This is a genomic window from Agathobaculum massiliense, from assembly GCF_900291975.1.
GTDB lineage: Bacteria > Bacillota > Clostridia > Oscillospirales > Butyricicoccaceae > Agathobaculum > Agathobaculum ammoniilyticum.
Window position 1 is genome coordinate 1,587,179 of record NZ_OMPN01000001.1, and the last position, 26,780, is coordinate 1,613,958.

The 26,780-nt window shown below is 58.3% G+C and carries 24 protein-coding genes and 1 riboswitch; of the genes, 13 read left to right on the plus strand and 11 right to left on the minus strand.

Translation table 11 applies throughout. The features are described 5' to 3' along the window. Positions 1-8 precede the first annotated feature (8 nt). The 9 genes from DBQ51_RS08160 (at position 9) to DBQ51_RS08200 (ending at position 7,460) form a co-directional block, all read left to right on the plus strand. Positions 9-1,037 carry a zinc-dependent alcohol dehydrogenase gene (locus tag DBQ51_RS08160; protein WP_107631258.1) on the plus strand — a complete coding sequence of 343 codons (1,029 nt, stop codon included), beginning with the start codon at positions 9-11 and terminating at the stop codon, positions 1,035-1,037. A 59-nt stretch (positions 1,038-1,096) separates the two neighbouring features. After that, complete coding sequence (locus DBQ51_RS08165; RefSeq protein ID WP_390125245.1) at positions 1,097-2,542, plus strand: 4-hydroxyphenylacetate 3-hydroxylase family protein; 1,446 nt, start codon at positions 1,097-1,099, stop codon at positions 2,540-2,542. Between the two features lie 29 nt (positions 2,543-2,571). Continuing rightward, entirely contained in the window at positions 2,572-3,888 is a 1,317-nt protein-coding gene (locus tag DBQ51_RS08170; protein WP_107631259.1) for an acetyl-CoA hydrolase/transferase family protein, read from the plus strand. Positions 3,889-4,555: 667 nt separating this feature from the next. Continuing rightward, on the plus strand, positions 4,556-4,933 hold the full coding sequence (locus DBQ51_RS08175; RefSeq protein WP_054328171.1) for a helix-turn-helix domain-containing protein: 378 nt from the start codon (positions 4,556-4,558) through the stop codon (positions 4,931-4,933). A 10-nt stretch (positions 4,934-4,943) separates the two neighbouring features. After that, complete coding sequence (locus DBQ51_RS08180) at positions 4,944-5,495, plus strand: RNA polymerase sigma factor (protein ID WP_054328170.1); 552 nt, start codon at positions 4,944-4,946, stop codon at positions 5,493-5,495. After that, a complete protein-coding gene (locus DBQ51_RS08185; protein ID WP_107631260.1) occupies positions 5,488-6,222 on the plus strand; it encodes a DUF4367 domain-containing protein in 735 nt (244 codons plus the stop codon). Before DBQ51_RS08180 ends, DBQ51_RS08185 begins: the two co-directional genes overlap by 8 nt. Before the next feature lie 59 nt (positions 6,223-6,281). Then, positions 6,282-6,707, plus strand: a complete 426-nt coding sequence (locus DBQ51_RS08190; protein WP_107631261.1) for a hypothetical protein — start codon at positions 6,282-6,284, stop codon at positions 6,705-6,707. 302 nt (positions 6,708-7,009) lie between these two features. Then, on the plus strand, positions 7,010-7,252 hold the full coding sequence (locus DBQ51_RS17615; protein WP_082397365.1) for a helix-turn-helix transcriptional regulator: 243 nt from the start codon (positions 7,010-7,012) through the stop codon (positions 7,250-7,252). Beyond that, positions 7,224-7,460: a DUF6514 family protein gene (locus tag DBQ51_RS08200; protein ID WP_054328168.1), complete on the plus strand. Its 237-nt coding sequence runs from the start codon at positions 7,224-7,226 to the stop codon at positions 7,458-7,460. Before DBQ51_RS17615 ends, DBQ51_RS08200 begins: the two co-directional genes overlap by 29 nt. 60 nt (positions 7,461-7,520) lie before the next feature. Here the strand turns inward: DBQ51_RS08200 and DBQ51_RS08205 are convergent, their stop codons facing one another. The 4 genes from DBQ51_RS08205 to DBQ51_RS08215 form a co-directional block, all read right to left on the minus strand. Further along, positions 7,521-9,149, minus strand: a complete 1,629-nt coding sequence (locus DBQ51_RS08205) for an FAD-dependent oxidoreductase (RefSeq protein WP_054328167.1) — start codon at positions 9,147-9,149, stop codon at positions 7,521-7,523. A 33-nt stretch (positions 9,150-9,182) separates the two neighbouring features. Further along, positions 9,183-9,746 carry an alkyl hydroperoxide reductase subunit C gene (ahpC, locus tag DBQ51_RS08210; protein ID WP_054328166.1) on the minus strand — a complete coding sequence of 188 codons (564 nt, stop codon included), beginning with the start codon at positions 9,744-9,746 and terminating at the stop codon, positions 9,183-9,185. Positions 9,747-9,826: 80 nt separating this feature from the next. Then, positions 9,827-10,018, minus strand: a complete 192-nt coding sequence (locus tag DBQ51_RS16555) for a hypothetical protein (RefSeq protein WP_159068122.1) — start codon at positions 10,016-10,018, stop codon at positions 9,827-9,829. 6 nt (positions 10,019-10,024) lie between these two features. Continuing rightward, complete coding sequence (locus tag DBQ51_RS08215; protein ID WP_054328165.1) at positions 10,025-11,098, minus strand: 6-phosphofructokinase; 1,074 nt, start codon at positions 11,096-11,098, stop codon at positions 10,025-10,027. A 203-nt stretch (positions 11,099-11,301) separates the two neighbouring features. Next, a riboswitch (ZMP/ZTP riboswitch) is annotated at positions 11,302-11,391 on the plus strand. A gap of 73 nt (positions 11,392-11,464) precedes the next feature. Here DBQ51_RS08215 and pflB point away from each other — a divergent pair. Together pflB and pflA are read left to right on the plus strand one after the other, a co-directional pair. Continuing rightward, on the plus strand, positions 11,465-13,693 hold the full coding sequence (gene pflB, locus DBQ51_RS08220; RefSeq protein ID WP_107631262.1) for a formate C-acetyltransferase: 2,229 nt from the start codon (positions 11,465-11,467) through the stop codon (positions 13,691-13,693). 123 nt (positions 13,694-13,816) lie between these two features. Then, positions 13,817-14,515, plus strand: a complete 699-nt coding sequence (pflA, locus tag DBQ51_RS08225; protein ID WP_107631263.1) for a pyruvate formate-lyase-activating protein — start codon at positions 13,817-13,819, stop codon at positions 14,513-14,515. A 49-nt stretch (positions 14,516-14,564) separates the two neighbouring features. Here the strand turns inward: pflA and DBQ51_RS08230 are convergent, their stop codons facing one another. After that, positions 14,565-15,122, minus strand: coding sequence for an inorganic diphosphatase (locus DBQ51_RS08230; protein ID WP_054328163.1), 558 nt, complete (start codon positions 15,120-15,122; stop codon positions 14,565-14,567). 212 nt (positions 15,123-15,334) lie between these two features. Here DBQ51_RS08230 and ppk1 point away from each other — a divergent pair, with 212 nt between their 5' ends. Then, positions 15,335-17,470, plus strand: a complete 2,136-nt coding sequence (gene ppk1, locus DBQ51_RS08235; protein WP_159068123.1) for a polyphosphate kinase 1 — start codon at positions 15,335-15,337, stop codon at positions 17,468-17,470. Positions 17,471-17,556: 86 nt separating this feature from the next. On the opposite strand, the gene cysS is transcribed toward ppk1, so the two are convergent. From cysS to mfd, 3 genes are all read right to left on the minus strand, one after another. Beyond that, entirely contained in the window at positions 17,557-18,975 is a 1,419-nt protein-coding gene (cysS, locus tag DBQ51_RS08240) for a cysteine--tRNA ligase (protein ID WP_107631265.1), read from the minus strand. Next, positions 18,972-19,304, minus strand: a complete 333-nt coding sequence (locus DBQ51_RS08245; protein WP_107631266.1) for a hypothetical protein — start codon at positions 19,302-19,304, stop codon at positions 18,972-18,974. The genes cysS and DBQ51_RS08245 overlap by 4 nt, the downstream gene beginning before the upstream one ends. A gap of 299 nt (positions 19,305-19,603) precedes the next feature. Next, entirely contained in the window at positions 19,604-23,062 is a 3,459-nt protein-coding gene (mfd, locus tag DBQ51_RS08250; RefSeq protein ID WP_107631267.1) for a transcription-repair coupling factor, read from the minus strand. Positions 23,063-23,164: 102 nt separating this feature from the next. Between mfd and DBQ51_RS08255 the strand changes: the two genes are divergently transcribed. Next, entirely contained in the window at positions 23,165-23,755 is a 591-nt protein-coding gene (locus tag DBQ51_RS08255; protein WP_147574272.1) for a hypothetical protein, read from the plus strand. A gap of 110 nt (positions 23,756-23,865) precedes the next feature. Here DBQ51_RS08255 and nifU read toward each other — a convergent pair whose 3' ends face one another. The 3 genes from nifU to DBQ51_RS08270 form a co-directional block, all read right to left on the minus strand. Then, positions 23,866-24,315, minus strand: a complete 450-nt coding sequence (gene nifU / locus DBQ51_RS08260) for a Fe-S cluster assembly scaffold protein NifU (RefSeq protein ID WP_107631268.1) — start codon at positions 24,313-24,315, stop codon at positions 23,866-23,868. A 60-nt stretch (positions 24,316-24,375) separates the two neighbouring features. Next, entirely contained in the window at positions 24,376-25,608 is a 1,233-nt protein-coding gene (locus tag DBQ51_RS08265) for a cysteine desulfurase family protein (RefSeq protein WP_054328160.1), read from the minus strand. Positions 25,609-25,791: 183 nt separating this feature from the next. After that, positions 25,792-26,688, minus strand: a complete 897-nt coding sequence (locus tag DBQ51_RS08270) for a putative ABC transporter permease (RefSeq protein ID WP_159068124.1) — start codon at positions 26,686-26,688, stop codon at positions 25,792-25,794. Positions 26,689-26,780: the final 92 nt, after the last annotated feature.

Genomic DNA, 26,780 nt, shown 5'->3' on the forward strand with positions numbered 1-26,780 from the left:
GCTGTTATATGAAAGCATTGGTTATTGAAGAGCCTCTCAAAATGCACCTAACTGAGATCCCCCGTCCGGAGCTGGAAAGCGGCGAGGCGCTGATACGGGTGCAGTACATCGGTATCTGCGGCACGGATATCCATGTGTTTAACGGCCACCATCCCACGGCGGTGTTCCCGCTGGTACCCGGCCACGAGTTCGTCGGAGAATTGGTGCAGATCAGTGGGGAGGGTGCCGAGGGTTTTGAGCTGGGCGACACGGTCGTCGCGCAGGAGCTGCTGACCTGCGGACGCTGCGACGCCTGCGCCAAGGGCGAGGACAACGTCTGCGAGCATCTGAAGATCATCGGCGTACACGCGGACGGCGGCTTTGCCGAATATGTGCGCGTAAAAACCAGAAAGATGTACCGCGTCCCCAAAAGTGTGGACCTGCGGCGGGCAGCCCTGATCGAACCACTCGCGGTGGCGGTCCATGACGTGCGCATGAGCGGCCTGAAGATCGGGGAAAGCGCGCTCATCGTAGGCGGCGGCCCGATCGGCCAGCTCATCGCCTGCGTTGCCAAGGCCGCGGGCGCGCGCAGGGTGGTCGTTTCCGAGGTCGTGGAAAGCCGGCGCGTGCTGGCGGAAAAGCTCGGCTGCATCGCCCTCAACCCGCTCGACCACGATTTCGCGGCCAAGCTGCTCGCCGCGAACGGCGGCAAGCCCTACGACGTCAGCTTTGAGGCCGCCGGCGTCCCCTCCGCTATCACCAACTGCGTCGATTACACCAAGAATACCGGCACCATCGTCCAGATCGCCATGACGCGCGAGCCTTATCCGGTGGATACCGGCAAGCTGTTCGCCAAGGAGCTGCGCGTACAGGGGGTACGCATCCACAGCCAATATGCCTTCTCCTGCGCGGTCAATCTGGTTTCCTCCGGCATGCTGGACGAGGCGCTCGACCTGCTGATCAGCAAGGTATTTCCCTTTGACGCGGTCGCGGACGCGTTCGACTATGCGGAGACGCACAAGGATGCATTCAAGGTGCTTGTCCGGATCGGATCATAACATCTTCCATACACCTTTTGTACCGATATTTATCAAACAAGAAAGGATACTTGATCGATATGATGACCAAAGACCAATATATCGAGTCCCTGCGGAAGCTGCACCTGAACCTGTACAGCTTTGGGGAAAAGGTGGAGAATCCGGTGGATAACGCGATCATCCGCCCGTCGCTGAACTCGTTCGCGGCGACCTATGAGCTGGCGGAGGATCCGCAGTACGAGGACCTGATGACCGCGACCTCCAACCTCACGGGCAAGAAGATCAACCGCTTCACCCATCTGCATCAGTCCACGGACGACCTGATCAAGAAGGTGAAGATGCAGCGCCTGCTGGGGCAGAAGACCGCCGCCTGCTTCCAGCGCTGCGTCGGCATGGACGCGTCCAACGCGGTCTACTCCACCACCTATGAAACCGACGAGGCGTGCGGCACGCATTACTTTGATAACTTCGTGAAGTTCTGGACCGACGTGCAGGAGAACGACTGGGCGGTGGACGGCGCGATGACCGACGTCAAGGGCGACCGCAGCCTGTCCCCCTCCAAGCAGGCGGATCCGGACCTGTTCCTGCATGTGGTGGAGCGCACGGCGGACGGCGTTTACGTCACGGGCGCGAAAGCGCACCAGACCGGTTATATCAACAGCCATTATGTGCTGGTGATGCCGACGATCTCGATGCGCGAGGGGGACGAGGACTACGCGATCTCGTTCGCCTGCCCGACGGACGCGGAAGGCATTACGCTGATCCTTGGGCGGCAGTCGTGCGACACGCGCAAGACCGAGGAATACAACGACATCGACGTGGGCAACAAGGTCTACGGCGGGCATGAGGTGCTGGTGATCTTCGACCATGTGTTCATCCCGAACGAAATGATCTTCCTGAACGGGGAGGTGCAGTTCGCGGGCATGATGGTAGAGCGGTTCGCGGGCTACCACCGCCAGAGCTACGGCGGGTGCAAGGTAGGCGTGGGCGACGTGCTGATCGGCGCGACGGCGCTTGCGGGCGATATGGCAGGCTCGGCGAAGGCCAGCCATGTAAAGGATAAGCTGATCGAGATGACGCACCTGAACGAGACGCTGTACTGCTGTGGCATCGCATGCTCCAGCCAGGGAACGAAGACAAAGAGCGGCAACTACCTGATCGACCTGCTGCTGGCGAACGTATGCAAGCAGAATGTGACGCGGTTCCCGTATGAGATTGCGCGGCTGGCGCAGGACCTTGCGGGAGGTCTGATGGTGACGCAGCCGAGCGAGGCGGACTACCGGAATCCGGCGACGCACGACTACATCGAGAAGTACCTCAAGGGGGTGGCAAGCGTGCCGACCGAGGACCGCATGCGCGTGCTCCGGCTGATCGAGAACATGACGATGGGTACGGCCGCGGTTGGCTACCTGCCCGAGTCCATGCACGGCGCAGGCTCCCCGCAGGCCCAGCGCATCATGATCGCACGACAGTCCAACCTCGAAATGAAAAAAGAACTCGCCAAGAAGATTGCCCGTATCAAGTAATCGCAGGCATTGGAAAGGCGGAAAGATCAATGGATTGGAGAACCTATTATAAGGAGCATACGATGACGCCGGAGCAGGCAGTTTCGGTCATCAAGGATGGCGATCGGGTGGTGTTCGGCCACGCGGTCGGCGAACCGATCATTTTCCAGCGGACAATGGCGCGCTTGGCGGAACAGTTCCACCAGGTTGAGGTCGCGCATATGGTTTATCTCGGCTCGGGCGAGTACCTGCAGCCCGGCATGGAGCCGCATTTCCGCCACAACGCACTGTTTGTCGGCGGGCTGGGACGCAAGCCGATCGCGGAGCACCGCGCGGATTATACCCCTGTGTTCTTTTCCGATGTGCCGCGTCTGTTCCGCGACGGCACGCTGCCTGTCGATGTGTTCGCGTTTACCTGTTCCCCGCCGGATGAACGGGGCTATGTCAGCCTCGGTCTGTCCTGCGATTATGGCGCGCAGACGGTCAAATCCGCCAAAACCGTGATCGCAGAGGTCAACCCGAACATGCCGCGCACCTATGGCGAAACCTTTGTGCATGTGTCCGAAATCGATGGTTTCCTGTGCTCTTGGGAGCCGCTTCCCGAATCCAGGCCGGCGAAAATCAGCGACGCCGACCGGCAGATCGGCAAATATATCGCCGGCCTGGTGCAGGACGGGGACTGCCTGCAGCTTGGCATCGGCGCGCTGCCCGACGCTGTCTGCTCTTTTCTGGGGGAAAAGCACGACCTCGGCCTACACAGCGAAATGATCTCGGACGGCATCCTGCCGCTGCTGGACAGCGGCGTGATCACCGGCAGACGCAAGCAGCGCGATACCGGCAAGATCACGGTGACATTCCTGATGGGGACGCGCCGGCTGTATGATTATGTGGATAACAACCCGCTTATACGGATGCTTCCGGTGGATATTTGCAATGATCCCGCGGTTATTTCACAAAACGACAACGTGGTTTCGATCAACTCCTGCGTGGAGGTAGACCTGCAGGGACAGGTCTGCGCCGAGGCCATCGGCCTGCGGCAGATCTCGGGCATCGGCGGACAGATGGACTTTGTGCGTGGCGCGAACCTTTCCAGAGGCGGACGGTCGATCATCGCCCTGCATTCCACAACCAACGACGGTTCAGCCTCCAAAATCGTACCCACGCTGACGACCGGCGCGCCGGTCACGACCAGCCGGTGCGATGTCAACTATATCGTGACGGAATACGGCGTGGCGCAGCTTCGCGGCCAGACGCTGCGGGAACGCGCCCGCCGTCTGATCACCATCGCACATCCCAGCTTCCGCGAACAGCTCGCCGCGGAATATGAGCAGCGCTTCGGGGAAAAGCTCCCGCTTTCTCCCGTCTGACCGTGCGCTTTCTCTTTTACGATACACTTCTTCACTTCTCTTTCTTCTCCGTCCAGACGGGGTATCCCTCCGTCTGGACAAACCACAGGCGCCCGCAGCGTTTTGCTGCGGGCGCCTGTGGTTATTTTTACCGTCTGGCCACTTTCCGGTGGCCGCCCGAATAGTTGTCGGCACCGCAATCGGGAGAAGCGGCGGAATAGCGACCTCCTCATACGGCCTGGTTTCCAGCGCCGCGTAATCCCAGCTCGAGCGGCCGTTGGTCGCCACCGCAGCAACCGCCTTGCCTATGTCGATGCCACCGCCGCAGTCTGTTTTTCTTTTGCGCCGGCCGCGTTTTGCCGTATTGTCCCGTACATGCCGGATGTGTAATTGCATTTATTGATTACCTATTAAAAATATGATATAATTGGACGAAAAAGCATGAATTATTCACTTAATTTACCAAAATAATACTATTTTATACAATTTCTTCATTTTCTTTTTTGTCATCCTAGAAGAAATTCCTCATATTTCCAATGCTACCACTTAAATTTGTATAAAATCCGTTTTTTTACAAGTCACACCATTAAATTACCGCTTATAATTGGACTATTTCCATAAAACGACTTCTATTATCAGAGTCTTTGGGGAATCTATGTTGTATCATCAATGCAAGAGGTGATTCTCCATGTACTCTCATTTTATCGGCCAGCGCATTACGCAGCTTCGGCTTGAGAAGGATATATCCGAATACCAGCTCTCTTTGGAGTTAGGCTTAAGCAAAAGCTATATTCAGGGGATCACTTCGGGTAAATCGCAGCCTTCGGTCAAGCAGCTGCTCAATATATGCGACTATTTCGGTATCACACCCGCTCAGTTTTTTGACACCGATCCGGCGGCCACCCTGCTGTTTCATGAAACAGTTAATACATTAAAAGGACTCAACGACAGCGATATCAAACTGATTTTAAATTTTGCCCAGCGCATACAGGAGCTTACCTCGGAAAAACTGCCCAGCCCCCCATCCGTGCCGGCTTCTAACTGCCCTATCATCCCACAGAAATGAGTATGCTGACATGATATCTTTTCTTTTCGCCAAAACCGAAGAAAATGACCCCGCATCACAAGCCCTGCTCATCCATCTTTATGCGGATCACTACGGTCTATGGGTGAGCAAACTCAATTCGTTTTCCGGCATTGACGATGCCAACGATATCATTCAGGATACCTTTGTAGCAATGCTTTCCAAAACTGAACTGCTGAAAACGCTTCCCGAAGCAAAGCAGATCGCTTACATAACCAAGTCACTTCTCAACCGTGCGCGGCGGGTATACTCCAACCGAAGCCGCTACAAGGTAACGGATGAAATCGAAACCGGTCTGGCGGACCGGTCGATCGATCCTGCGCTGCTGTTTGATAAAAAGGCAACCGCCGAAGCGTTCCGGCGCGCGTTGGAGCGCTTGAGCGACCGAGACCGCGAGCTGCTGCTCGATAAATACTTTGAGGACCTGCCCGACGCCGCGATTGCAGATCTGGTCGGGCTCAAGCCGGCGTCTATCAGAAGCGCTCTGACCAGAGCGCGCCGGGCTTTGAAAAAGGAACTGGAAAAGGAGCTCGAAGATGCGTAACGACTCTTTTGAATATAAAGGGACCGACAAGGAAGCAGAACTCCAGAACCATCTGGAGGAGGCTTATCTGCGTCTGATGATGCAAAAATATATGGAGCAGTATGGGGAAGAACTGCTTGAAGAAGAGAAAAACCTGCCGGACGGCGTACCCAAGCAGCCGACCGAGGCGCAGATTCAGCAGTTGAAGGACAAGCTGGCGCAGGCTGCCCAAAAGTCCGCGCCCCCGAAGCGGCGCCGTATTGCAAAGCGGCTCATTCCGGTGGCGGCGGTGCTGATCGCGCTGTTTTTGGCCACCTTGGCGAACGCCGGAGCGAGGTCGAAATTCTTAAATTTTTTCAATACGGATAGCTCTGTTGCAACCGAATACGGAACACAAGATAATTCTAATCAAAAATATAACTTTGATTATCTTCCCCAAGGATTTAGTCAACATATGTATACAGAAATAGATAATTCAACTCGTATTTACTTTGTAAATATAAACAATGAAAATGAATATATTCTTATTAGTATTACAGACAATGACCGTTCGGTTATAACAGACACTGAAGATGTTGACATAATTTCATCTATAACAATAAATGGAAAGGCAGGCCAACTTTTTAAAAAAGGTGAACTTTGGAATCTGATTTTTACTGATCCGTCTACTGGCTGCACATTCCTATTACAATCTCAAATTAATCAAGACGAACTGATCAAAGTAGCTGAAGGAATTTCCGAAAAATAATTGGTGCAAAATTTACTCTGCTGTATTTATTAAATGGAGGATAAATCAGGAGGGTAAAAATGAAAAAAAGGCTACTATGTATATTCGCTATTTTGAGCATGATATTAAGTTCGAATTTCGCCTTTGCAGTTGATGTGTCAACTAAAGAAGACAGTGATATCGAATTAATGTATGAACAGGTTATGAATATGTCTGCCGGATTAAGTATCTCTAGTTTCGGGCAGGCGACCTGTTCAGGATTTGCAAGCGTACATCCTGGCTACAACATCCGCATGACTATAGAACTCCTAAAGATGGAAAACTATTCTTGGAAATCAATTAAGTCTTGGGTTCATACTGGCTCAGGTGTTGTTGGTGTGAATGCAAGTGATACATATTGGGTAGACCACGGCACTTATACTACTAAAATTACCGTTTATGTGACAGATTCTAATGGAAATTACATTGAATCTCCTTCCACTACTTCAGTAATAAAGGAATACTAAAATATAAAAATAAAAAAACATCCTCCACCCATCCTGAAAGGCTTGCCTCCGCGCAAGCCTTTCTTTTTCCATAAATTGTATTAATTTAAAAATATTTGTATATTTTTCCTGCAACCGCATATAAATTCAATCGACAAATATCGCGCTTTAATTCAGGATTTCCGACACTATTTCCCTTTATTTTTCCGCTAATTATTGGATTAAAAGGAAATTTTCGTCATTTTCCACAACCTGAACTATGAGTTCGTTTCTGTTTCATTTTTCGTGGTTTATGTTTCCTCTAAAGAAGGAGGTAATAAACCATGTCTCTAAATTCTACAATTTCTCGCGAACTCTTCAAAGCGCGCACCCAGCACGGCTGGACGCAACAACAGGTCGCTGAGGCGGCCTCGATCTCGGTACGCTGGTACCAGCATATTGAAAAAGGGACGCATCTTCCCAGTACGCCTGTTATGCTCCGGCTGATCATCCTACTCGAAATTGATGTCACGTCATTTACTCAGGAGGTCGGTCTCAATGCCACAGCTTCAGTATTATCCTGTTAGAGAAACGCTCTTTTCCGCGGAGGCCGGAACACGGTATGTCTCCTTCGGCCTGCGCTGCTGCGCGCCGGAACAGGGCGTTCCGCAGCTTGCTTTTATCCCTGATGTCTCTTGCGACGAGATTTTTGTCCGCGGCCTGGCGGACAGGTTCACCAGGCATCAGCTATCACCCTGTCATTTTCTCGACGCGGTGCTGGATTCCCTTTGCTGAATCCAGACCAGCCGCATAAAACAGCGCCGAAGCGGCTCTACAGCCGTTCCGGCGCTTTGTTTATCCTTTTTGTTCGTTCCGTATTAGGTCCATCACCTGCGCCATGTTCTTTTTGCCGAATGAAACCTTGCCGTCATTGACGACCAGACACGGTACGCTCATTACATGGTATTGCTCCCGCAGCATGGGGAAATGGTTCAGGTCATATACCTCCGCGGAAACCAGCGGACTTTCCGCCGCAATGCGCTGCGCCGCCGTGACCAACTCCGGACACATCGTGCAGGACAGGGAAACCAGTATCTTCAACTCGACCGGCTTGTCCAGCGCTTCCACCGCCGCCTTTACCGCAGGCTCGATGGCCTGCCCCGGCCCTGCCGCGTTGTACAGCCCCAGAACGAACGAGGTAAACTCATGCCCGCCCGGCACGCCATGGAACGCAAGGCCGGTCGGCGCGCCGTCCGCGCGGCAGATGCGGACAAACGGCTGGTCCGCCGCTTCGGACTGTACCACTTCGACCGACAGCTTATCGGTCAGGCCGGCCAGTTCCTCCATATAGGCTTTCAGTTCCGCCGAAACCGGACGGTCGTCCAGATACAGACACAGCCGCAGCGGGGACGCCATCTTGTCAAACACCGTATGAAGCTGCGCCAGCATATCGGCTGAGAACAAGCCGTCCTCCGCCGCTTGCGTTGCCTGCACGGGCGATTCCGGCTCCATCTGCGGCTTTTGCGGGATCAGCCCTGTTTTTCGCTGCAGCTCGGCCGCGCAGCGCTCTATCTCGGTCGCCGCGAGCGCACCGTCACCGACCGCGGTCACAACCTGACGCAGGCTTTTCACGCAGACATCGCCCGCCGCATACACCCCGGGAAGCGTGGTGCGCTGGCACGCATCGGTCACAACATAGCCCTGTGCGTTCAGCTCCGCCTTGCCTTGCAGCAGCGCGGTATCCGGCTGGTAGCCCGCAAACACAAACACGCCGAACGTATCCCCCTCGGGCGGACGGTACTCGGTGACCTCGCCGGTCTGGCTGTTGCGGTAGCGTAGGTAACGCAACGCCGTATCGCCCGACACCTCCTCCACCTGGGTATGCGTCCGTACGGTGATCTTCTCGTGGCTGCGCGCCGCAGCCGCCGCAGACGGCGCGCACTTGAAATCGTCGCCCCGTATCAGGATGGTGACATGCCTGGCATACTTGGTCAGGAACACGCCCTCCTCCGCGGCCGCGAAGCCGCCGCCGACCACAAAAACATCCTTGCCGGTGAAAAACTCGCCGTCGCAGGTGGCGCAGTACGCCACGCCATGCCCGCGGAACGCCTCCTCGCCCTTAAAACCGACCATCCGCGGGTGCGCGCCGGTCGCCAGCAGGACACAGAAGCACCGCAGGTCGCCCCGGCTGGTGCGGACCGTTTTGATATCCCCGTCCAGTTTAAGCTCCGTGACCTCGGCCAGCAGGAATTCCGCGCCGAAGCGCTGCGCCTGCCTGCGCATTGTTTCGGTCAGGTCCGCGCCGCTGGCGCGCTCCACCCCGGGATAGTTGACCACCTCGGCCGTAATCGTGATCTGCCCGCCGAACCGTGCTTTCTCCACAACCAGTACACGGTAACGCGCACGCGCCAGATATAATGCCGCCGTCAATCCAGCCGGACCGCCGCCGACAACAACAGCGTCATACAAAACATCTTGGTTCATCCTATGCTCTCCCCGCTGTTTTCCGCGACGCCCTTACAACTGGCCGACCAGATCCAGGCTGGGTTTGAGCGTTTCCGCGCCCGGCTGCCACTTGGCCGGACACACCTCGTCGCCATGCTCGGCAACAAACTGGCTCGCCTGTACGCGGCGGAACAGCTCGTCCGCGTTACGGCCCACATTCCCCGCCGTTACCTCGTAAGCAACGATCCGGCCCTCCGGATTGACGATGAAGCTGCCGCGCTCCGCCAGGCCGTCCTTCTTGATATACACCTTAAAGTCCTTTGCCAGCGCGTGCGTCGGGTCCGCCAGCATCGGGTATTCGATCTTCTTGATACGGTCGGAGGTGTCGTGCCATGCCTTGTGGACAAAATGCGTGTCACAGGACACCGCATAGATCTCGCATCCGACGGCCTTGAACTCCGCATACTTGTTGGCCAGGTCCTCCAGCTCGGTCGGACACACAAAGGTGAAGTCCGCGGGGTAGAAGAAAAACACGCTCCACTTGCCGAGGATATCCTTCTTGGTGACGGTATGAAACGCATTATTCTGATAGGACTGCACGGAAAAATCGCTGATTTCCTTATGAATCAAAGACATAAACAAAACTCCTTTTTATTTTTAGTTAGCAATAGCTAACTTATTTTTGATTATATATTTCATTTGATAGTTTGTCAAGTTTAGACAGGGATATCCTTATCATTCTGGAAAAATTCCGGCATTGGCCCTGTTTTACCTCGCGGAAGCTGTGAATTCTGTCCAAAAACGGATATTTTCCGCCGCTCCGCCCTGTTAGCATGTCCGGACGCTTTTGTTTTATCCGTTTTCGGCAAAAAAGCACCGGAGCTATGCTCCGGTGCTTTTTCATCCATTTCGGGTCAGTCCCCCATGGACAGCCCCAGATCGCGCGCCGCCTGCACGATATCGCTGTCCGGCGGGACGGTCTTGAGCTTGCCCGCCACCTCGGACAACGGCACGGGGACGATCTTATCGTCCTGCACCGCAACCATGTTGCCGAACTTCCCGTCGCGGATTAACTGGGCCGCCGCCACGCCCAGGCGGCTGGTCAGCAGGCGGTCCGCCGGACAGGGCGCGCCGCCGCGCTGGTAATGGCCGGGGATGGTCACACGGATCTCCTGGCCGGTCAGCTCCTTCAATTCCTCCGCGATCCGGTAGGAGATCGAGGGATACGGCATGGCTTCCCGAGCGGCCTTGAACTCCTTTTTGCTCATTTTCGCCTCCTCCTGGCTGATCGCGCCCTCGGCGACCGCGAGGATGGAGAAACGCTTGCCGCTTTTTTCTCGCTTCTGGATGGCCTTGGCGATGGCCTTGGCGCTATACGGGATTTCCGGAATAATGATTACATCCGCGCCGGACGCAATTCCCGCGTACAGCGTCAGCCAGCCTGCCTTATGCCCCATGACCTCCACAATGAACACACGCGAATGCGAGAACGCGGTCGAATGGATGGAATCGATGACCGTTGTCGCGATATCGACCGCGGACTGGAAGCCAAACGTCATCTCCGTCCCCCACAGGTCATTATCGATCGTCTTGGGCAGCGTCACCACATGAACGCCATGCTCGGACAGCAGATTCGCGGTCTTGTGCGTGCCGTTGCCGCCCAGAATCACCAAACAGTCGAATTTGGCCTCCTTAATGGTTTTGAGCATTTTCTCGAGCTTGGTTTCCTCGTTCTCCTCCGCCTTGAGCATGGATTTGAACGGCTGGCGCGAGGTGCCAAGAATGGTGCCGCCCACCGTCAGGATATCCGAAAAATCGGATTCCTTCATCTCATGGTAATCTCCCTCGATCAGCCCGCGGTAGCCGTCCCGAATCCCGTACAGGGTCAGCTTGTCCCCAAATTCGTTATACAGCGTCTTCGCCACGCCGCGCAGCGCGGCGTTCAAGCCCTGGCAGTCGCCGCCGCTTGTCAGCATTCCGATTCTCATGGCAGTTCTTCCTCCCATTCGTTTTTATATCCTTATCATACGCCATTTTCCCCCGCTTGTGAAGAGCTTACCCAAGGTTTTACACAGTTTTACATTTGTTCGCTTTTTGACGGGACAGGCAGACTATGCTGTTTTTTTCACAAAATTTTTGTCAGTTTCGGCAGTTGCCTTTCCCTGCCCGCTATGATATCCTAAAGCCATGACAGATTCCCTGCGACTGACGGGCAAGGTGGAGCGTAAACCACCGGGAAGCAGGGGTTCCGCAATAAATGCCGACCGTCTGGGCAGTGTCGCAAGCAACAAGCGATGCTGCCCTTTTTTGCATGCAGAAAAGGGCAGCCGGACCAGGAAAAGGAGAAGCGATCAATGAACGCATGGCACAACTTCACCGGCGGCGATTGGCAGAAAGAGATCAACGTCCGCGACTTTATTCAGAAAAACTACACCCCCTATGACGGCGACGGCGCCTTCCTCGCACCCGCGACCGAACGCACCGTGCGGATGCGCGAAAAATTCGCGGCCCTGCTCGCGGCGGAACGCGAAAAGGGCGGCGTGCTGGATATCGATACCGAAACCGTTATCACGATTGACGCGTTCGGCCCGGGCTATCTGGATCGGGAAAACGAGGTCATCGTCGGCCTGCAGACCGACGAGCCGCTCAAGCGCGCCTGCAACCCGTTCGGCGGGATGCGCATGGTGCGCGACGCCTGCAAGGCCTATGGCTATGAGGTCTCCCCCAGGATTGAGGAAGAATTCAGGCATCACAAAACGCATAACGACGGCGTGTTCTCCGCCTATACGCGGGATGTGCGCGAGGCGCGGCACGTCGGCCTGCTGACCGGCCTGCCGGATGCGTACGGCCGCGGGCGCATCATCGGAGACTACCGCCGCGCCGCGCTGTACGGCGTGGACCGCCTGATCGTGGAAAAGCAGAAGGACAGGGACGCGCTGGGCGGGATCCCGACCACCGAACAGGAGATCCGCTGCGCAGAGGAGCTGTCCGACCAGATCAGGGCGCTCAAGGACATAGTCAAAATGGCCGCGTCCTACGGCTTTGATATCGCCCGTCCCGCCGAAAACGCGCGGGAGGCGGTTCAGTGGCTGTACTTCGCTTACTTGGCGGGCATCAAGGAGCAGAACGGCGCGGCGATGAGCCTGGGCCGCACCTCCACCTTTCTGGATATCTACTTCGAGCGCGACCTGCGCGCAGGCGTGCTGACCGAAGCCCAAGCGCAGGAGATCATGGACGATTTCGTACTGCACCTGCGCATGGCACGCCACCTGCGCACGCCGGAATACAACGAGCTGTTCGGCGGCGACCCGATGTGGATCACCGAGGCGGTCGGCGGCGTGGGTGAGGACGGCCGCCATATGGTCACCAAAAACAGCTACCGCATGCTGAACACGCTGTATAACCTCAACCCCGCGGCCGAGCCCAACCTGACCGTGCTGTGGAGCGAGCGGCTGCCCGAAAACTGGAAGCGGTTTACCGCCAAGGTGTCGATCGATACGGACGCGCTGCAGTACGAAAACGACGATGTGATGCGCCCCTTCTACGGCGACGACTACGCGATCGCCTGCTGTGTTTCCGCGATGCGCGTGGGCAAGGACATGCAGTTCTTCGGCGCGCGCGCCAATATCGCTAAGCTGATGCTGCTGGCGATCAATGGCGGTCGGGACGAAAATAAATTTGAGCAGGTCGGTCCGGAAATGCCGGTTTACGAGGGCGAATATCTGGATTATAATGAAGTTATGAGGCGGATGGATTTTTACCGCCCCTGGCTGGCCAAAACCTATGTTTCGGCCATGAACACCATCCACTATATGCACGACAAGTATGCCTATGAAAAAAGCCAGATGGCGCTGCACGACACCGAGGTGCGCCGCCTGATGGCGTTCGGCATCGCGGGCATGAGCTGCATGGCGGACTCCCTCTCGGCGATTCGCTATGCCAAGGTGCGCCCGATCCGCCATCCAGAGAACGGCGTCATCGTCGATTTTGAGATCGAGGGCGATTTTCCCCGCTTCGGCAACGACGACGATCGGGCCGACCAGATCGCGTGCGAGCAGGTGCGCAAATTCTACGAAGCCCTCTGCGCGTTCCCGCTGTATCGCGGCGCGGTGCATACGCTGTCCATTTTGACCATCACCTCCAACGTGATGTATGGCAAAAAAACCGGCAACACGCCGGACGGGCGCCGCAAGGGCGAGCCGCTGGCACCCGGCGCGAACCCGATGAGCGGGCGCGACGCCTCCGGCGCGCTGGCGTCGCTCAATTCGGTCGCCAAGCTCAGCTATGAATACTGCCGCGACGGAATCTCCAACACGTTTTCAATCACGCCGGACGCGCTCGGTAAGACCGAAGACACGCGCATCGGCAACCTGGTCTCCATCCTGTCCGGCTACTTTGCGCAGAAGGCCCACCATCTCAATGTGAACGTCCTCCATCGGGAAACACTGCTGGCGGCCTACGAGCATCCGGAGCAGTACCCCAACCTGACCATCCGCGTTTCCGGCTATGCGGTCAATTTCTACAAGCTCAGCCGCGAGCAGCAGCGCGAGGTCATTTCCCGCACCTTCCACGAGGCGGTATAACGGCCGCGAACGGGCAGCTCATTCCGCCTGGATTCAGAGAATTCCCGCAGCGGCTTTCGCCGGTACTCCCCGCTTTTGCCGCGGGGCCATCCGTTCCTATCCCACCAGAAAGGTTGTGCAACGATGACCGGACGCATCCACTCCATCCAGTCGCTCGGCGCGGTAGACGGGCCGGGTATACGGTATGTCGTATTCCTGCAGGGCTGCCCGCTGCGCTGCGTCTACTGCCACAATCCGGATACCTGGGCGGCAGAAGGCGGCGACACGGTTGAAGCAGACGCGCTGGTTCAAAAGGCGTTGCGCTGCCGCGCTTACTGGGGCGATTCCGGCGGCGTGACGGTATCGGGCGGCGAGCCGTTGCTGCAGGCACCGTTTGTGGAAGAAATTTTCGCAAAGCTTCAGGCGCAGGGCGTACATACCGCGCTCGACACCTCCGGCGTCGGCAATCTTGCCGGGGCTGAACGTGTGTTGCGCCATACCGATCTGGTGCTGTGCGACCTGAAATTCCTCACCCAGGCGGACTATTTCCAATACTGCCGCGCCGACCTCACGCAGGTGGAACGCTTTTTGCAGCTCACCGCCATGAAGGGCGTCCCGCTCTGGATCCGGCATGTGGTCGTCCCCGGCCTGACGGACAGCCTGGAGCATCTGCGGCTGGTCAAGGCAAAGGCGGAAAGCTACCCCAATCTGGAAAAGCTGGAGTTCCTGCCGTTCCACAAACTCTGCCTGGAAAAATACGACCGGCTGGGGCTGGAATTCCCCTTGCGCGACACCCCCGCCATGAACGACGCCTGGCTCAAGCTGCTGCTTGACAAGCTGTAATAATAAAAGAGAGGGAACGGGCGTTCCCTCTCTTTTTTACACCGCGCTGTCAGCGCTCCTCTTTTTCCGGCCGGCGGCCGCAGAAATGCACCTCGTACCGGTCCATGCAGGCTTGGATCACCTCTATCGCGGTCTCCCGATTGAGCGCGTCCGACGTGGCCGTATGCTTATGCTCCAGGCCTTTATACACCTCAAAAAAGTGCGATATCTCGCTGCCGTAGTGCGGGGGAAGCTGGTCGATATCGTGATAAAAATTCCAGGTCGGGTCCTCATACGGGATCGCAATGATCTTATCGTCGATCTCGTCGTCGTCAATCATGCGGATCACGCCGATCGGATAGCATTCCACCTCAACCAGCGGGTCGAGCGATTCCGTACACAGCACCAGTACGTCGAGCGGATCCCCGTCGTCTGCATAGGTGCGCGGGATAAAGCCGTAGTTGGCCGGATAATGCGTGGAGGTATACAGGATGCGGTCGAGCCGCAGCAGACCGGTCTCCTTATCCAACTCATACTTTTTCTTGCTGCCGGCCGGAATCTCGATCACAGCCGTAAAGCGCCCCGGCGATATGTAGCGCTGGTTAATGTCGTGCCAAATATTTCTCATGCCACGTCTTCCTTTCTCTTTTTTTCAGTGTATCAAATCCTCTCCCTTTCCGCAAGTCTTACGCTGCCGAAAAACGCGCATTATTTTACGCGGTTTTTACAAAATACGCATTGTATGGGCGCGGAAATACGGTATAATAATAGTAAGATATTATAATGCAAGCCGTGTGCGCATTCCGCCGCGGCCCTGTGTGGGGAAAAGAGGGGTACAGCATGACACAGGCGATTTGGGAACAGGGTTATACACAAAACCGCGAGCTGTCGTGGCTGCAGTTCAACGCACGCGTGCTGGCCGAGGCGGAGGATGAGAGCGTCCCCCTGCTCGAACGGCTGAAGTTTCTTTCCATATTCACCAGCAATCTGGACGAATTTTTTATGATCCGCGTCGGCAGCCTGGACGACATGGCGGCAGTCGATAAAAACCACATTGACAACAAATCCGGCATGACCGCCCGCGAGCAGCTGCGCCGCATTTACACGGCGGTGGAGCCGCTGTACGAGCGGCGGGACGCCGCGTTTTCCGACGTTGAACGCCGGCTGCGCGGCGAAAGCCTGTGCCGTCTGCACATCAGCGAGCTGGACGCGGCGGGACAGAAGTACATCAAGCACTATTTCAAAAATGTGATGGCGCCCGTGCTGTCGCCGCAGATCGTGGATTCGCACCACCCTTTCCCGCATCTGGAGGGCAAGGTGCTGCACATCGCCGCTCTGTTGGCCCATAAGAAAAACGAGCGCCTCGGCCTGCTGCCCGTACCCGCCTCGCTGCCCGCGCTGGTATTCCTGCCCGGCCAGCCCGGGCAGTACGTTCCGGTCGAGGATATCCTGCTCGAATACGCGGACCATGTGTTCGAGATGTACGACGTGCTGGAAAAAACCGTGTTCTGCGTCACCCGCAACGCGGACATCAATCCGGACGACGAAACGTTCGGCGCGGAGGAGGGGGACTTCCGCAAACGGATGGAAAAGCTCCTGCGCCAGCGCCGCCGTATGGCCGTGGTGCGCGTTGAACTCAACCGCCCGATCAGCGACCACTTCAAGGAATACTTCCGCACCCGCTTCGAGGTAACCGACGCGCAGATTTTTCTGTCGCGCCGGGCGCCGCTCAAAATGGCGTATGCGTTCAGCCTGGGCGAGCACCTGCCGGAAAAGCAGCGCGCTGCGCTTTCCGACCCGCCGTTCACGCCACAGCAGCCGGGCATGCTGCCCGCTGGGCAAAGCCTGCTCAAGGCGGCGCTCAAAAAGGACATCCTGCTTTCCTATCCTTATGAAACCATGGAGCCGTTCCTGCAGATGATCCGCGAGGCCGCAGGCGACCCGCACGTTGTCTCCATCCGCATCACGATCTACCGTCTCGCGCGCAAGGCCAAGCTGGTTGAATACCTGTGCGCGGCCGCAGAAAACGGCAAGGATGTGACCGTGCTGATCGAGCTGCGCGCCCGTTTCGACGAGCAGAACAACATCGACTGGTCCGAACGGCTGGAGGAGGCCGGCTGCAAGATTATCTACGGCTTTGAGGACTACAAGGTCCACTCCAAAATCTGCCTGATCACCCGCCAGGACCGCGCGGGCCTGCGCTATATCACCCAGGTCGGTACAGGCAATTACAACGAAAAAACCGCCGCGCAGTATACCGACGTGTCGCTCATCACCTCCAACGAGCATATCGGCATGGACGCGGGCGCGTTTTTCAACAACATGGCGCTTGGCAATCTGGAGGGGAAATACGAGCGTCTGCTCGTCGCGCCCAATAGCTTCAAGGACCATATCCTCGCGCTGATGGACGAGCAGATCGCCAAGGGCGGCGAGGGCTACATCCTGCTCAAGTTCAACTCCCTGACCGACATCGATGTGATCGAGAAGCTGCGGCAGGCGTCCTGCGCAGGCGTTCGGGTCGAAATGATCGTGCGGGGCATCTGCTGCCTGCTGCCCGGCGTCAAGGGCCATACGGAAAACGTTTCGGTCACCAGCATCGTCGGCCGTTTTCTCGAGCATTCCCGCATCTTTGTATTCGGCCGCGGCGCGGATGAAAAAATGTATATCTCCTCGGCCGATCTGATGACGCGCAATACCGAGCGCCGCGTCGAGATCGCCTGCCCGATCGACAGTCAGGAGGTCCGCGCGCGCCTGCATGATATCTTATACGCCATGCAGCATGACACCGTTAAGGCTCGCGTCCTGCAGCCGGACGGAACGTACTGCAAAAAGCCGGCCGTTCCCGATCCGGTGTGCGCGCAGGCGCTGCTCATGCAGCAGGCAATTTCCGAAGCGCACCAGCAGTCGGCCAATCCCGCGCCGCCGGCGCCCGGTTGGAAAAAATTCCTCCATCATTTGTTCGGCGGCGAGGACTGACCCCGCGCCCGCTCCCCCAAAGCAGCAAAAAGCGGTTCCTACCGGAACCGCTTTTTTCATTTTTCCCATTTTTCAGCCGTCCGCTCTCACGCGCGGCTCCACTGGGTACCCTGGCGGGTATCCTTGATGGTCACGCCCATAGCGGCCAGCTCGTCGCGGATGCGGTCTGCCTCGGCAAAGTTCTTTTCCTTCTTCGCCGCCGCGCGCTGGGCGATCAGCGTCTCGATCCTGTCCGCGTCCGGATCGGCGGCCGCGTCCTCGCGCTTCTGCACCAGGTTGAGCACGCCGGTCAGCTCCATAAACAGGCTGTGCGCCGCGGTCAGAAACGCCTTTGTCGCGTCCTGGTGCGCGCCCATCCAGGCGTTGATCTCGCGCGTCAGCTCGAACACAGCGGAGAGCGCGTCCGCGGTGTTCAGGTCGTCGTCCATCGCGTCAATGAATTTCTGCTTGTACGCCGCGAGGGTTTCCAGCTTGGCGGACTCCTCCGCGGTCATTGCGTCGCCCTCGGCCTTGCTGATGCGGAACTCCATATTATTGCGGGCTTCGTACAGGCGGGCGAGGGATGCCTTGTTCATCTCGAGCGACTCGGCCGAGTAGTTGAGCGGGGTGCGGTAGTGCGCGGACAGCATGAACATGCGGATAGTCTCATAGCCGAACTCCTTTGCCGCGTCGCGCACCATGAAGAAATTGCCCTTGGATTTGGACATCTTCTCGTTGTCGATGGTCAAAAAGCCGTTGTGCAGCCAGTAATGCGCAAACGCGCAGCCGTTGGCGCACTCGGACTGGGCGATCTCATTCTCGTGGTGCGGGAAGATGAGGTCAAGGCCGCCGGAGTGGATGTCGATGGTCGGGCCGAGGTATTTGTTGACCATAGCCGAGCACTCGATATGCCAGCCGGGACGTCCCTTGCTGCCCCACGGCGTGTCCCACGCCGGCTCGCCGGGCTTGGCGGCCTTCCAGACCGCGAAGTCCATCGGGTCCTCCTTCTGCTCGCCCACTGAGATGCGCGCGCCCGCCTGCAGCTCCTCCATCGGCTGATGGCACAGCTTACCGTAGTCCGGATCGGATTTGGTGCGGAAGTACACATCGCCGTTCGGGGCAAGGTAGGCGTGGCCGGTATCGAGCAGCTTCTGCACAATGCCGATAATTGCGTCCATGGTTTCGGTCGCGCGGGGATGCACGGTCGCCTTGCCGATGCCGAGGCCCTCCGCGTCCGTGTAGTATTCCTTGATATAGCGGTCGGCAATCACGTCATAGGTCACGCCTTCCTCGTTGGCCTTGTTAATCACCTTGTCGTCGATATCGGTGAAATTCTGCACGAACTGCACCTTATAGCCGCGGTATTCAAAGTAGCGGCGCAGCAGGTCGAACACGATGAACGGGCGCGCGTTGCCGACGTGGAAATAGTTGTACACGGTCGGGCCGCAGGAATACATTTTGACCTCGCCCGGGGTGATCGGGACAAACTCCTCTTTCTGACGGGTCAGGGTGTTGAACAGTTTCATGGCTTTATCTCCTTTTCGGATTTGTTTACAATGGCTGGTTGATCTGTTTGGCGCAGTTCAGATACTCGGATAATCTGGTTTTTACGGACGGCAACAAAAACGCGCCGTCTCGGCGTGAACAGAGGCAGATGCCTGCTTTTGCAGGTGTACCAGCCTGCGGGCCGACGTATCAGCGGGCGCAGGCGTACCGTACGGCGCTTTCTGCCAGAAAAGCGGGGCTTTTCCCTTATTTCCAGTACCTCCGCGGCAAAATAATCCTCCGCCTTACTGGTGTCCGGCCAAAAGCCAAGCAGCACCTCGCCCACCGCTGTCAAAAGATCATCCCACATGTGGTCTCCTTCTATCAACAAAGCCGCCCCTTTTATCCAAAGAGGCGGCTTTACGTCGCGGTTCCACTCCTGTTTTTCACTCGAAAGCGCGGTAACGGGCGCATTCCCGCGGGGCGCTTGACCCCGATGCTCGGCGGGCGCACTTCTCCGCGCGGCGCGCAAGACCCTTGCAGCCGGAGGGGCCTCTCTCTTGGGCGCGCCGGAAAACGGTTACTCTTCCCGCGTCGTCGCATACGTTGCGATCTGAATTTGATTTCAGTATACCATATACTGCCCGAAAGTCAAGCCGCCCATGCGCTTTATGCGGTAGCTGCGTATTTCGCCACCAGTGTCTGCGCCATGGCAAGCGACTCCTCCCCGCGGTTCAGCCGCAGCGACAGGTACGGCGACGAGCCTGCGTTCAGCAGCAGACGGCCCCTGAAGTCGCTGTCCCCGCACAGTACGGACAGGCGCGCAAAGTCGGTTTCCGCAAAGGTGAGCAGCAGACGGCCGTCCTGCTGTTTGATCTCGGCAATACCCTGCCCGCTCGCCTGGCTGCGCAGCAGCGCGATATCAAGCAGCGCCACCGCCTCCGCGGGCGGCTCGCCGAAGCGGTCGATCAGTTCGTCGAGCATGTCGCTCTTCTGCTCCTCCGTGCGGATAAGCGCGATGCGGCGGTACAGGTCCACGCGCTGGCCCGCGTCCGGCACATAGGCGGCGGGCAGGTTCGCGGAGAGCAGCAGCTCGGCCGCACAGTCCACGCGCGGCTTGGGCATTTCGCCCTTTTCCTCCTGCACGGCCTCCTCGAGCAGCTTGAGATACAGGTCGTAGCCCACGCTCATCATATGACCGGACTGCTCGGGGCCGAGCACGTTGCCCGCGCCGCGGATCTCCAGATCGCGCATGGCGATCTTAAATCCCGAACCGAACGCCGCGTACTCGCGGATGGCGGACAGGCGCTTCTGCGCGATCTCGGAAAGCGCCTTGCCGCGCCGGTAACACAGGTAGGCATAGGCGTGGCGCGACGAGCGGCCCACGCGCCCGCGTATCTGGTGCAGTTGGGCCAGCCCCAGGTTATCCGCGTTCTCGATAATCAGCGTATTTGCGTTTGGAATGTCGATACCGGTTTCGATGATAGTCGTGCAGACTAGGATATCGGTTTCGCCATCCGCCATGGCATTCATGGCAGCGGCGATCTCCTTCTGCGTCATTTTTCCATGCACCACGCCGATGCGCGCTTCCGGCAGGCGCTGCTGGAGCAGGTTCGCGCACCGCGCGATGGATTCCACATGGTTGTGCAGGTAGTATACCTGCCCGCCGCGCGCCAGCTCACGCCGGATCGCGTCGAGCAGCACACCGTCGTTCTGCTCCAAAACATAGGTCTGTACCGGATGGCGGTCGAGCGGCGGCTCCTCTATGGACGACATATCCCGAATGCCGGACAGAGCCATATTGAGCGTGCGCGGGATAGGCGTGGCCGACAGCGTCAGCACGTCCACGGTTTTGGAAAGCTCCTTGAGCGCCTCCTTATGGGAAACGCCGAAGCGCTGCTCCTCGTCCACGACGAGCAGCCCCAGGTCCTTGAATTTGATCCTCTTGTTGAACAGCTTGTGCGTGCCGATCACCACGTCCACCGAGCCGGCCTCCAGTTTTTGCAGCAGACGCGTCTGCTCCGAGCCAGTCTTGTAGCGGGTGAGCAGCTCGATCGTCAGCGGATGCCCCTGGAAGCGCTGCAGCGCGGTCAGGTAATGCTGGCGCGCCAGCACGGTTGTCGGCACAAGGATGGCGGCCTGCTTGCCCGCCAGCACGCACTTCATCACCGCGCGCAGCGCGACCTCGGTCTTGCCGAAGCCCACGTCGCCGCACAGCAGGCGGTCCATCGGCCGATCGGACTGCATATCCTCCTTGATTTCCGCGATACAGCGGAGCTGATCCTCGGTTTCCTCATAGGGAAACGCGTCCTCAAATTCCCGCTGCCATTCGTCGTCCGGCGGGAAAGCGAAGCCGCGGACCTTGGCGCGCTCGGCATAGAGCCGGATCAGCCCCTCGGCCAGCTTCTTGGCCGCGGCCTTGGCGCGCGCCTTGGCCTTGGACCAGTCCGCGCCGCCCAGCTTGTTCAGGCGCACGCGCTCGTTCTCCCCGCCGCCGATGTATTTGGAGATCAGATCGAGCGAGGTCGCCGGCACATACAGGAAATCCGTTCCGGCAAACGCAATCTTGATAAAATCACGCTCCGCGCCGTCCACAGTCATGCGCTCCATGCCGACGAACCGGCCGATGCCGTGGTGCTCATGCACCACCAGGTCGCCCGGCATCAGGTCGGTAAACGACTTGACCCTGTCGCGGTTGGATTTTTTGACCGGCGCCTTTTTGCGGCGCGCAAGCACCTGCCCCTCGGTCATCACGACCAGCCCGAGGTCTGGGTACTCAAAGCCCGCGGACAGCGTCCCCTCCAGAACGCTGACGTGTCCCCCCTTGGGCAGCAGGTCGCTGACCGCCGCGCGGATGCCCGCGCCCGTCAGCGCGTCGCACATGTTGCGGCAGCGCAACCCGCTGCCACAGACCACCGCCACCGCGCGTCCCTGCTGGATATAGGCGCGGATATCCGCCGCCGCCATGTCCAGATTGCCGCCGTAGGCGTTCATCTGGTTGGCTACAAAGTTTTCCAGATGCTGCGGCACCAGTTCGGGAACGTTGTTCAGGAAGCTGTCCAACCGCAGCACCGTACGCGGCACGCGGCACAGGCTGGCAAAATCGAGCGCATATCCGTCCAGCCCGGGCGGCAGCTCGCCGCGCTCGAGCAGGGCGGTCACATCGTCCGCGATGCGGGCGTGGAAATCGCGCGCCGCGTCCCGCAGGCGCGGCGTGTCCTCAATGAGCACAAGCGCGTTTTCCGGCAGGTAATCGAACGCGGACGCGGGCTCCGGATAGACGAGCGGCAGGTACTTGTCCGCTGCGGGCAGTCCTCCGGTCTCGCGCAGGCGCTCCGCGTCGCGTTCCAGGTTGGCCGCCAGGTCGGGATGCTTTTTGCGGCGGGTGGAGAGCAGACCCAACACAGCCTTTGCCAGCCCCGCCGCGCCGCCCTTGGCCAGCGCGGGCAGTGTCTCCATGCACGGCAGACAGCGCAGAGCCTCCGCCGTGTCCAGCCGCCGTTGGCTACCCACGTCAAAGGTTGCGATTGAATCGACCTCGTCGTCCCAGAATTCCACGCGGTATGGGTGCTCCGCCTGCGGCGGGAATACATCCAGAATGCCGCCGCGCACTGAAAACTGCCCCGCGCCTTCGACCTGCGTACACCGCTCATAGCCCGCGCGGGTCAGCTCCTGCGCCAGACCGTCCAGCGGGGCCTCCTGCCCCGTGCGGATGGTCACCGACGCACTCCCGAGCGCGTCGGGCGGCAGCGTCCGCAGCGCCGCGGCCTGCACCGAGGCGACCGCAAACCGCGCCTCCGGCAGACCGTCCAGCGCCGCCAGCCGCTTCTGCTCATAGCCGCGCGACACGCCCGCCACATCAGCCATGACAAGGTCGCGCGCCGGCAGGACGGTCACCGGCTTTTCCGAAAACGCATGCAGGTCGGAGGCAAAGCGGTTGGCCGCGTTGTCGTCATCGGTCAGTACGAACACCGGCCGGCCGGTCTCCGCTCCCAATGCCGCCGCCAGATGCGCTTTGTGGATCGCCGACAGGCCGACTGCAAGCAGCGGTGTTTTTCCGGCAAGCAGGGCTTCTTTTAACTTTTTGTATTCTTTTAGATATGTTATACTTTTTGTAATTTCCGTCATCGTGTGCCACCCTTGCGGAACGATTTTTGTTTCTATCTGAGTCCCCGTATGCTATACTGAAAGTACCGCAATAAAAAGAAAGAGAATGGGAAAATGTATTTCATGAAGCATTTGCATCGCATCGCAGCGGGCCTCGCCGCCCTGCTGGCCGTTTCCCTGTCCGCCTGCGGCAGCCAGCCGGCAGATAATGCCGGCGCGGATACGGCGGACCACGCCGCCGCTCTGATGCCCTATGACGCGCCGAGCGGACGGTTCACACTGTCCGTACCCGAAATCGAGGGAGGCTGGACCGTAACCGACGGCGGTAACGACGAGCATCTGGTGCTGGACAACAGCGACCAGAGCTTCACCGTGATGGTGCAGGCCCTACCGCTTGACCAGTCGCTCGCGTTCTTTTCCAACCTGGACGAACTGGCCACATACCACCAGCAAACCACGCTCAGCACCTTCGGCGACGCGGCCGAGGCCGAGGTCGCGATCGGCGGCGGGCCGGACGCGCCCGAGATCGAAAACGTCAAATCCGCATCCTACACCGTCGAACTGAGCGGCGTGACCGCCAGGGCGCAGGTCAGCTATTTCCAAACCGACGGCGCCTACTACATCCTGACCATCACAGGGCTTGCGGACGTATACGACGCCAATATCGGCAAAATGCAGAGCGCCCTGTCTTCCTTCCATGAAAACGCGCTTTAACGCTTCCATCCCCTCAAGGCAGGCCTGCAGCCTGCCTTTTTTCTATATATCAAGCATGCCAAAAGGGCAGATTTTGCAATCTGCCCTCATTATATGCGTTTACGCGCGGCTTAATGCGTGTGGTGGTCGTGCTCGTGGTGGCACGCTTCGCAATCCAGGCTGCAGCCGAGGATCTCGGCCGGATCCTTGCCCATGCGCTTGTAATAATCCGCGATGGCCGAGCGAAGCGCCTCCTCCGCCAGCACCGAACAGTGCATCTTGACCGGCGGCAGGCCGTCCAGCGCCTCCGCGACCGCCTTGTTGGTCAGCTTGAGCGCCTCTTCGAGCGTCTTGCCCTTGACCATTTCGGTCGCCATCGAGCTGGTTGCGATCGCCGCGCCGCAGCCGAAGGTTTTGAACTTGACATCCTCGATCACGCCGTCGTCCGACACCTTGAGGTAAATCTTCATGATATCGCCGCACTTGGCGTTGCCGACCTCGCCAACACCGTTCGCATCTGCGATCTCGCCTACGTTGCGCGGGTTGGTGAAGTGGTCGAGTACCTTTTCACTGTACTGCATAATTACGACTCCCTTTATATCTCAAATCTATCAAAATGCTTGGTTTTCATCTTTTGGGGCTTATCCGTGCAGGTTGGAGGCCGCGGTCAGGTTGGGTCTGCCGTCTTCCCACACCGGACTCATGGCGCGCAGCGTGCCTACGACCTGGGTGACAGTCTCGATGATATAATCGACGTCCTCCTCGGTATTCTGCTCGCCCAGCGTCAGGCGCAGGGAACCATGCGCGATCTCATGCGGCAGGCCGATGGCCATAAGCACATGGGAGGGATCGAGCGAGCCGGTCGAGCAGGCCGAGCCGGTCGAGCCGCACACACCCGCAAGATCCAGGCGCAGGATCAGTCCCTCGCCCTCGATGGCCTCGAACACGAACGAAGCTGTGCCAGGCAGCCGGTTCACCGGATCGCCCGTGTAGTGCGTATAGGGAATTTTCATCACGCCCTCGACCAGACGGTCGGTGAGCTTTTTGACATAGCCCATTTTTTCATCCAGGCCCTCGACCGCTTCTTTCATGGCCGCCGCAAGGCCGATGCAGCCCGCGGTGTTCTCCGTGCCGGAAACCAGGCCGCGCTCCTGCCCGCCGCCGTATACCAGCGGCTCCAGCGCCACGCCCTTTTTGACATACAGCACGCCCACGCCTCGCGGGCCGCGGAACTTGTGCGCGGAAAGCGAGAGCATATCGATACCCATTTCCTGCACGTCGATGTGCATGTGGCCGACCGCCTGCACCGCGTCCGTATGGAACTTCGCGCCCGCTGCGTGCGCCAGCTCGGCAATCTCCCGAATGGGCTGGATGGTGCCGATCTCATTGTTCGCCGCCATGATGGTGACGAGCGCGGTATCCTCGCTCAGCTCGCGCTTGAGCTGCTCCAGATCGACGCGCCCCTGCTTGTCCACATCCAGATATGTGACGCGAAAGCCCTCCTTTTCCAGCGCCTCGCAGGTATACAGCACCGCGTGATGCTCGATCTTGGAGGTGACGATATGTTTGCGGCCCTTGGCGCCCGGCCCGTGCATAAAACCGCGGATAGCGAGGTTGTCTGCCTGCGAGCCCCCTGCGGTGAAAATAATCTCGCCCGGCGCATAGTCATTCGCTTCATTGACCGGCATGGCCGCGTTCAGGCACTTGCCGACCGTGGCGCGCGCCTCGTTAAGCGCTTCCTTTGCCGCGCGCCCGATGCGGTACAGCGAGGAAGGGTTGCCGTAATACTCGGTCAGCCACGGCTTCATCGCCTCGAACGCGGTTTCGGACAGCGGCGTGGTCGCCGCATTATCCGCATAGACAAATTTTTTCATCTTATATCAGCCTTTCTCTGCAAAAGGTTCGTTTTGCTGCATGCCCCCATTTGCCAGTAAATCGGTAGGTTCAGGGGGTACTATTAATATACACCTGAAACGCGCATTTTAGCAAGCAAAAAACTGACGAAACCAGACGCACAGCGACAGCGCTTTTGCATCATTTCGTGCATTTTGTGCAGTTTATCCCTTTTTATCCGAATCCAAATGCCGCTTCAGTCGCTGCAGCACGTCGTCGTACTGGGCCGACCGCGCGCTCGGATTGCCGCGCAGCATTCTCTTACGCGTGCGCTTCAGGCTTTCCGCGCGCTCGTTGAAACGCTGCTGGATCTCATCCAGCCGGTCCAATATCTGCTCCTTGGTATCCGACCATTGCTCGCGCGCGTCGTCCATTCTTTCGTTGAGCTGTGCGCGCGCATCGTCCATTTTCTCCGACCACTCGCCGCGCGCCTCGTCCACCCGATAGGATAGATTCGTCAGGCGCACCATCGCGGTCTGCGACAGCTCATGCCGCAGTGCCGCGCCCTGCTCGCGCAGTTCGTCGAGCTCCTCAAGCAGTCTGGCAAGATCGAGCGCCGTGCGGACGGATACCGCCACGTCGCCCGCGAACGCAATGGTCAGCAGCGCCACCAGCACCGCCAGCAGCACGGACGGGAGGCCCACCGCCAACACCTCGACCGGCGGATGGATAACCCGCGCCAGAAGCACCCCAAAAAATCCCCAGCACAAGGACGATTGCAGGCAGATCCGTCCCTGAAACTGGAATCGATGGGAAGAATAGTCCCAGTATTTTACCTTGAACAGTTTTTCCATGACTACGCCGACAATATACTCAAATATTGTTGCTACCAGCATGCTGACAGCAAAAAGCGCCGCCGGATGGTTATACAGCGGCAGCGAAACGTGCAGCAGAAGCGTAGCCCCAAAGCCATAAATCGGCAGCATCGGCCCACGGAGAAAGCCGCGGTTGACAAAGCGCCTTTGCTGCACGGAAACGACCGTGGACTCAAAGCACCAGCCCAAAAAGCAGTAAATATAAAATATCAGCATCCATTGCAGGAACGAATAATCGTAAACCATATTCAGCCTTTCTCCATCCGCCGCAGCCCTCATCCCATATGGTAATTATTCTATCTAACTTTTTGACTTTTGGCAAGCGCACAGGTATAATA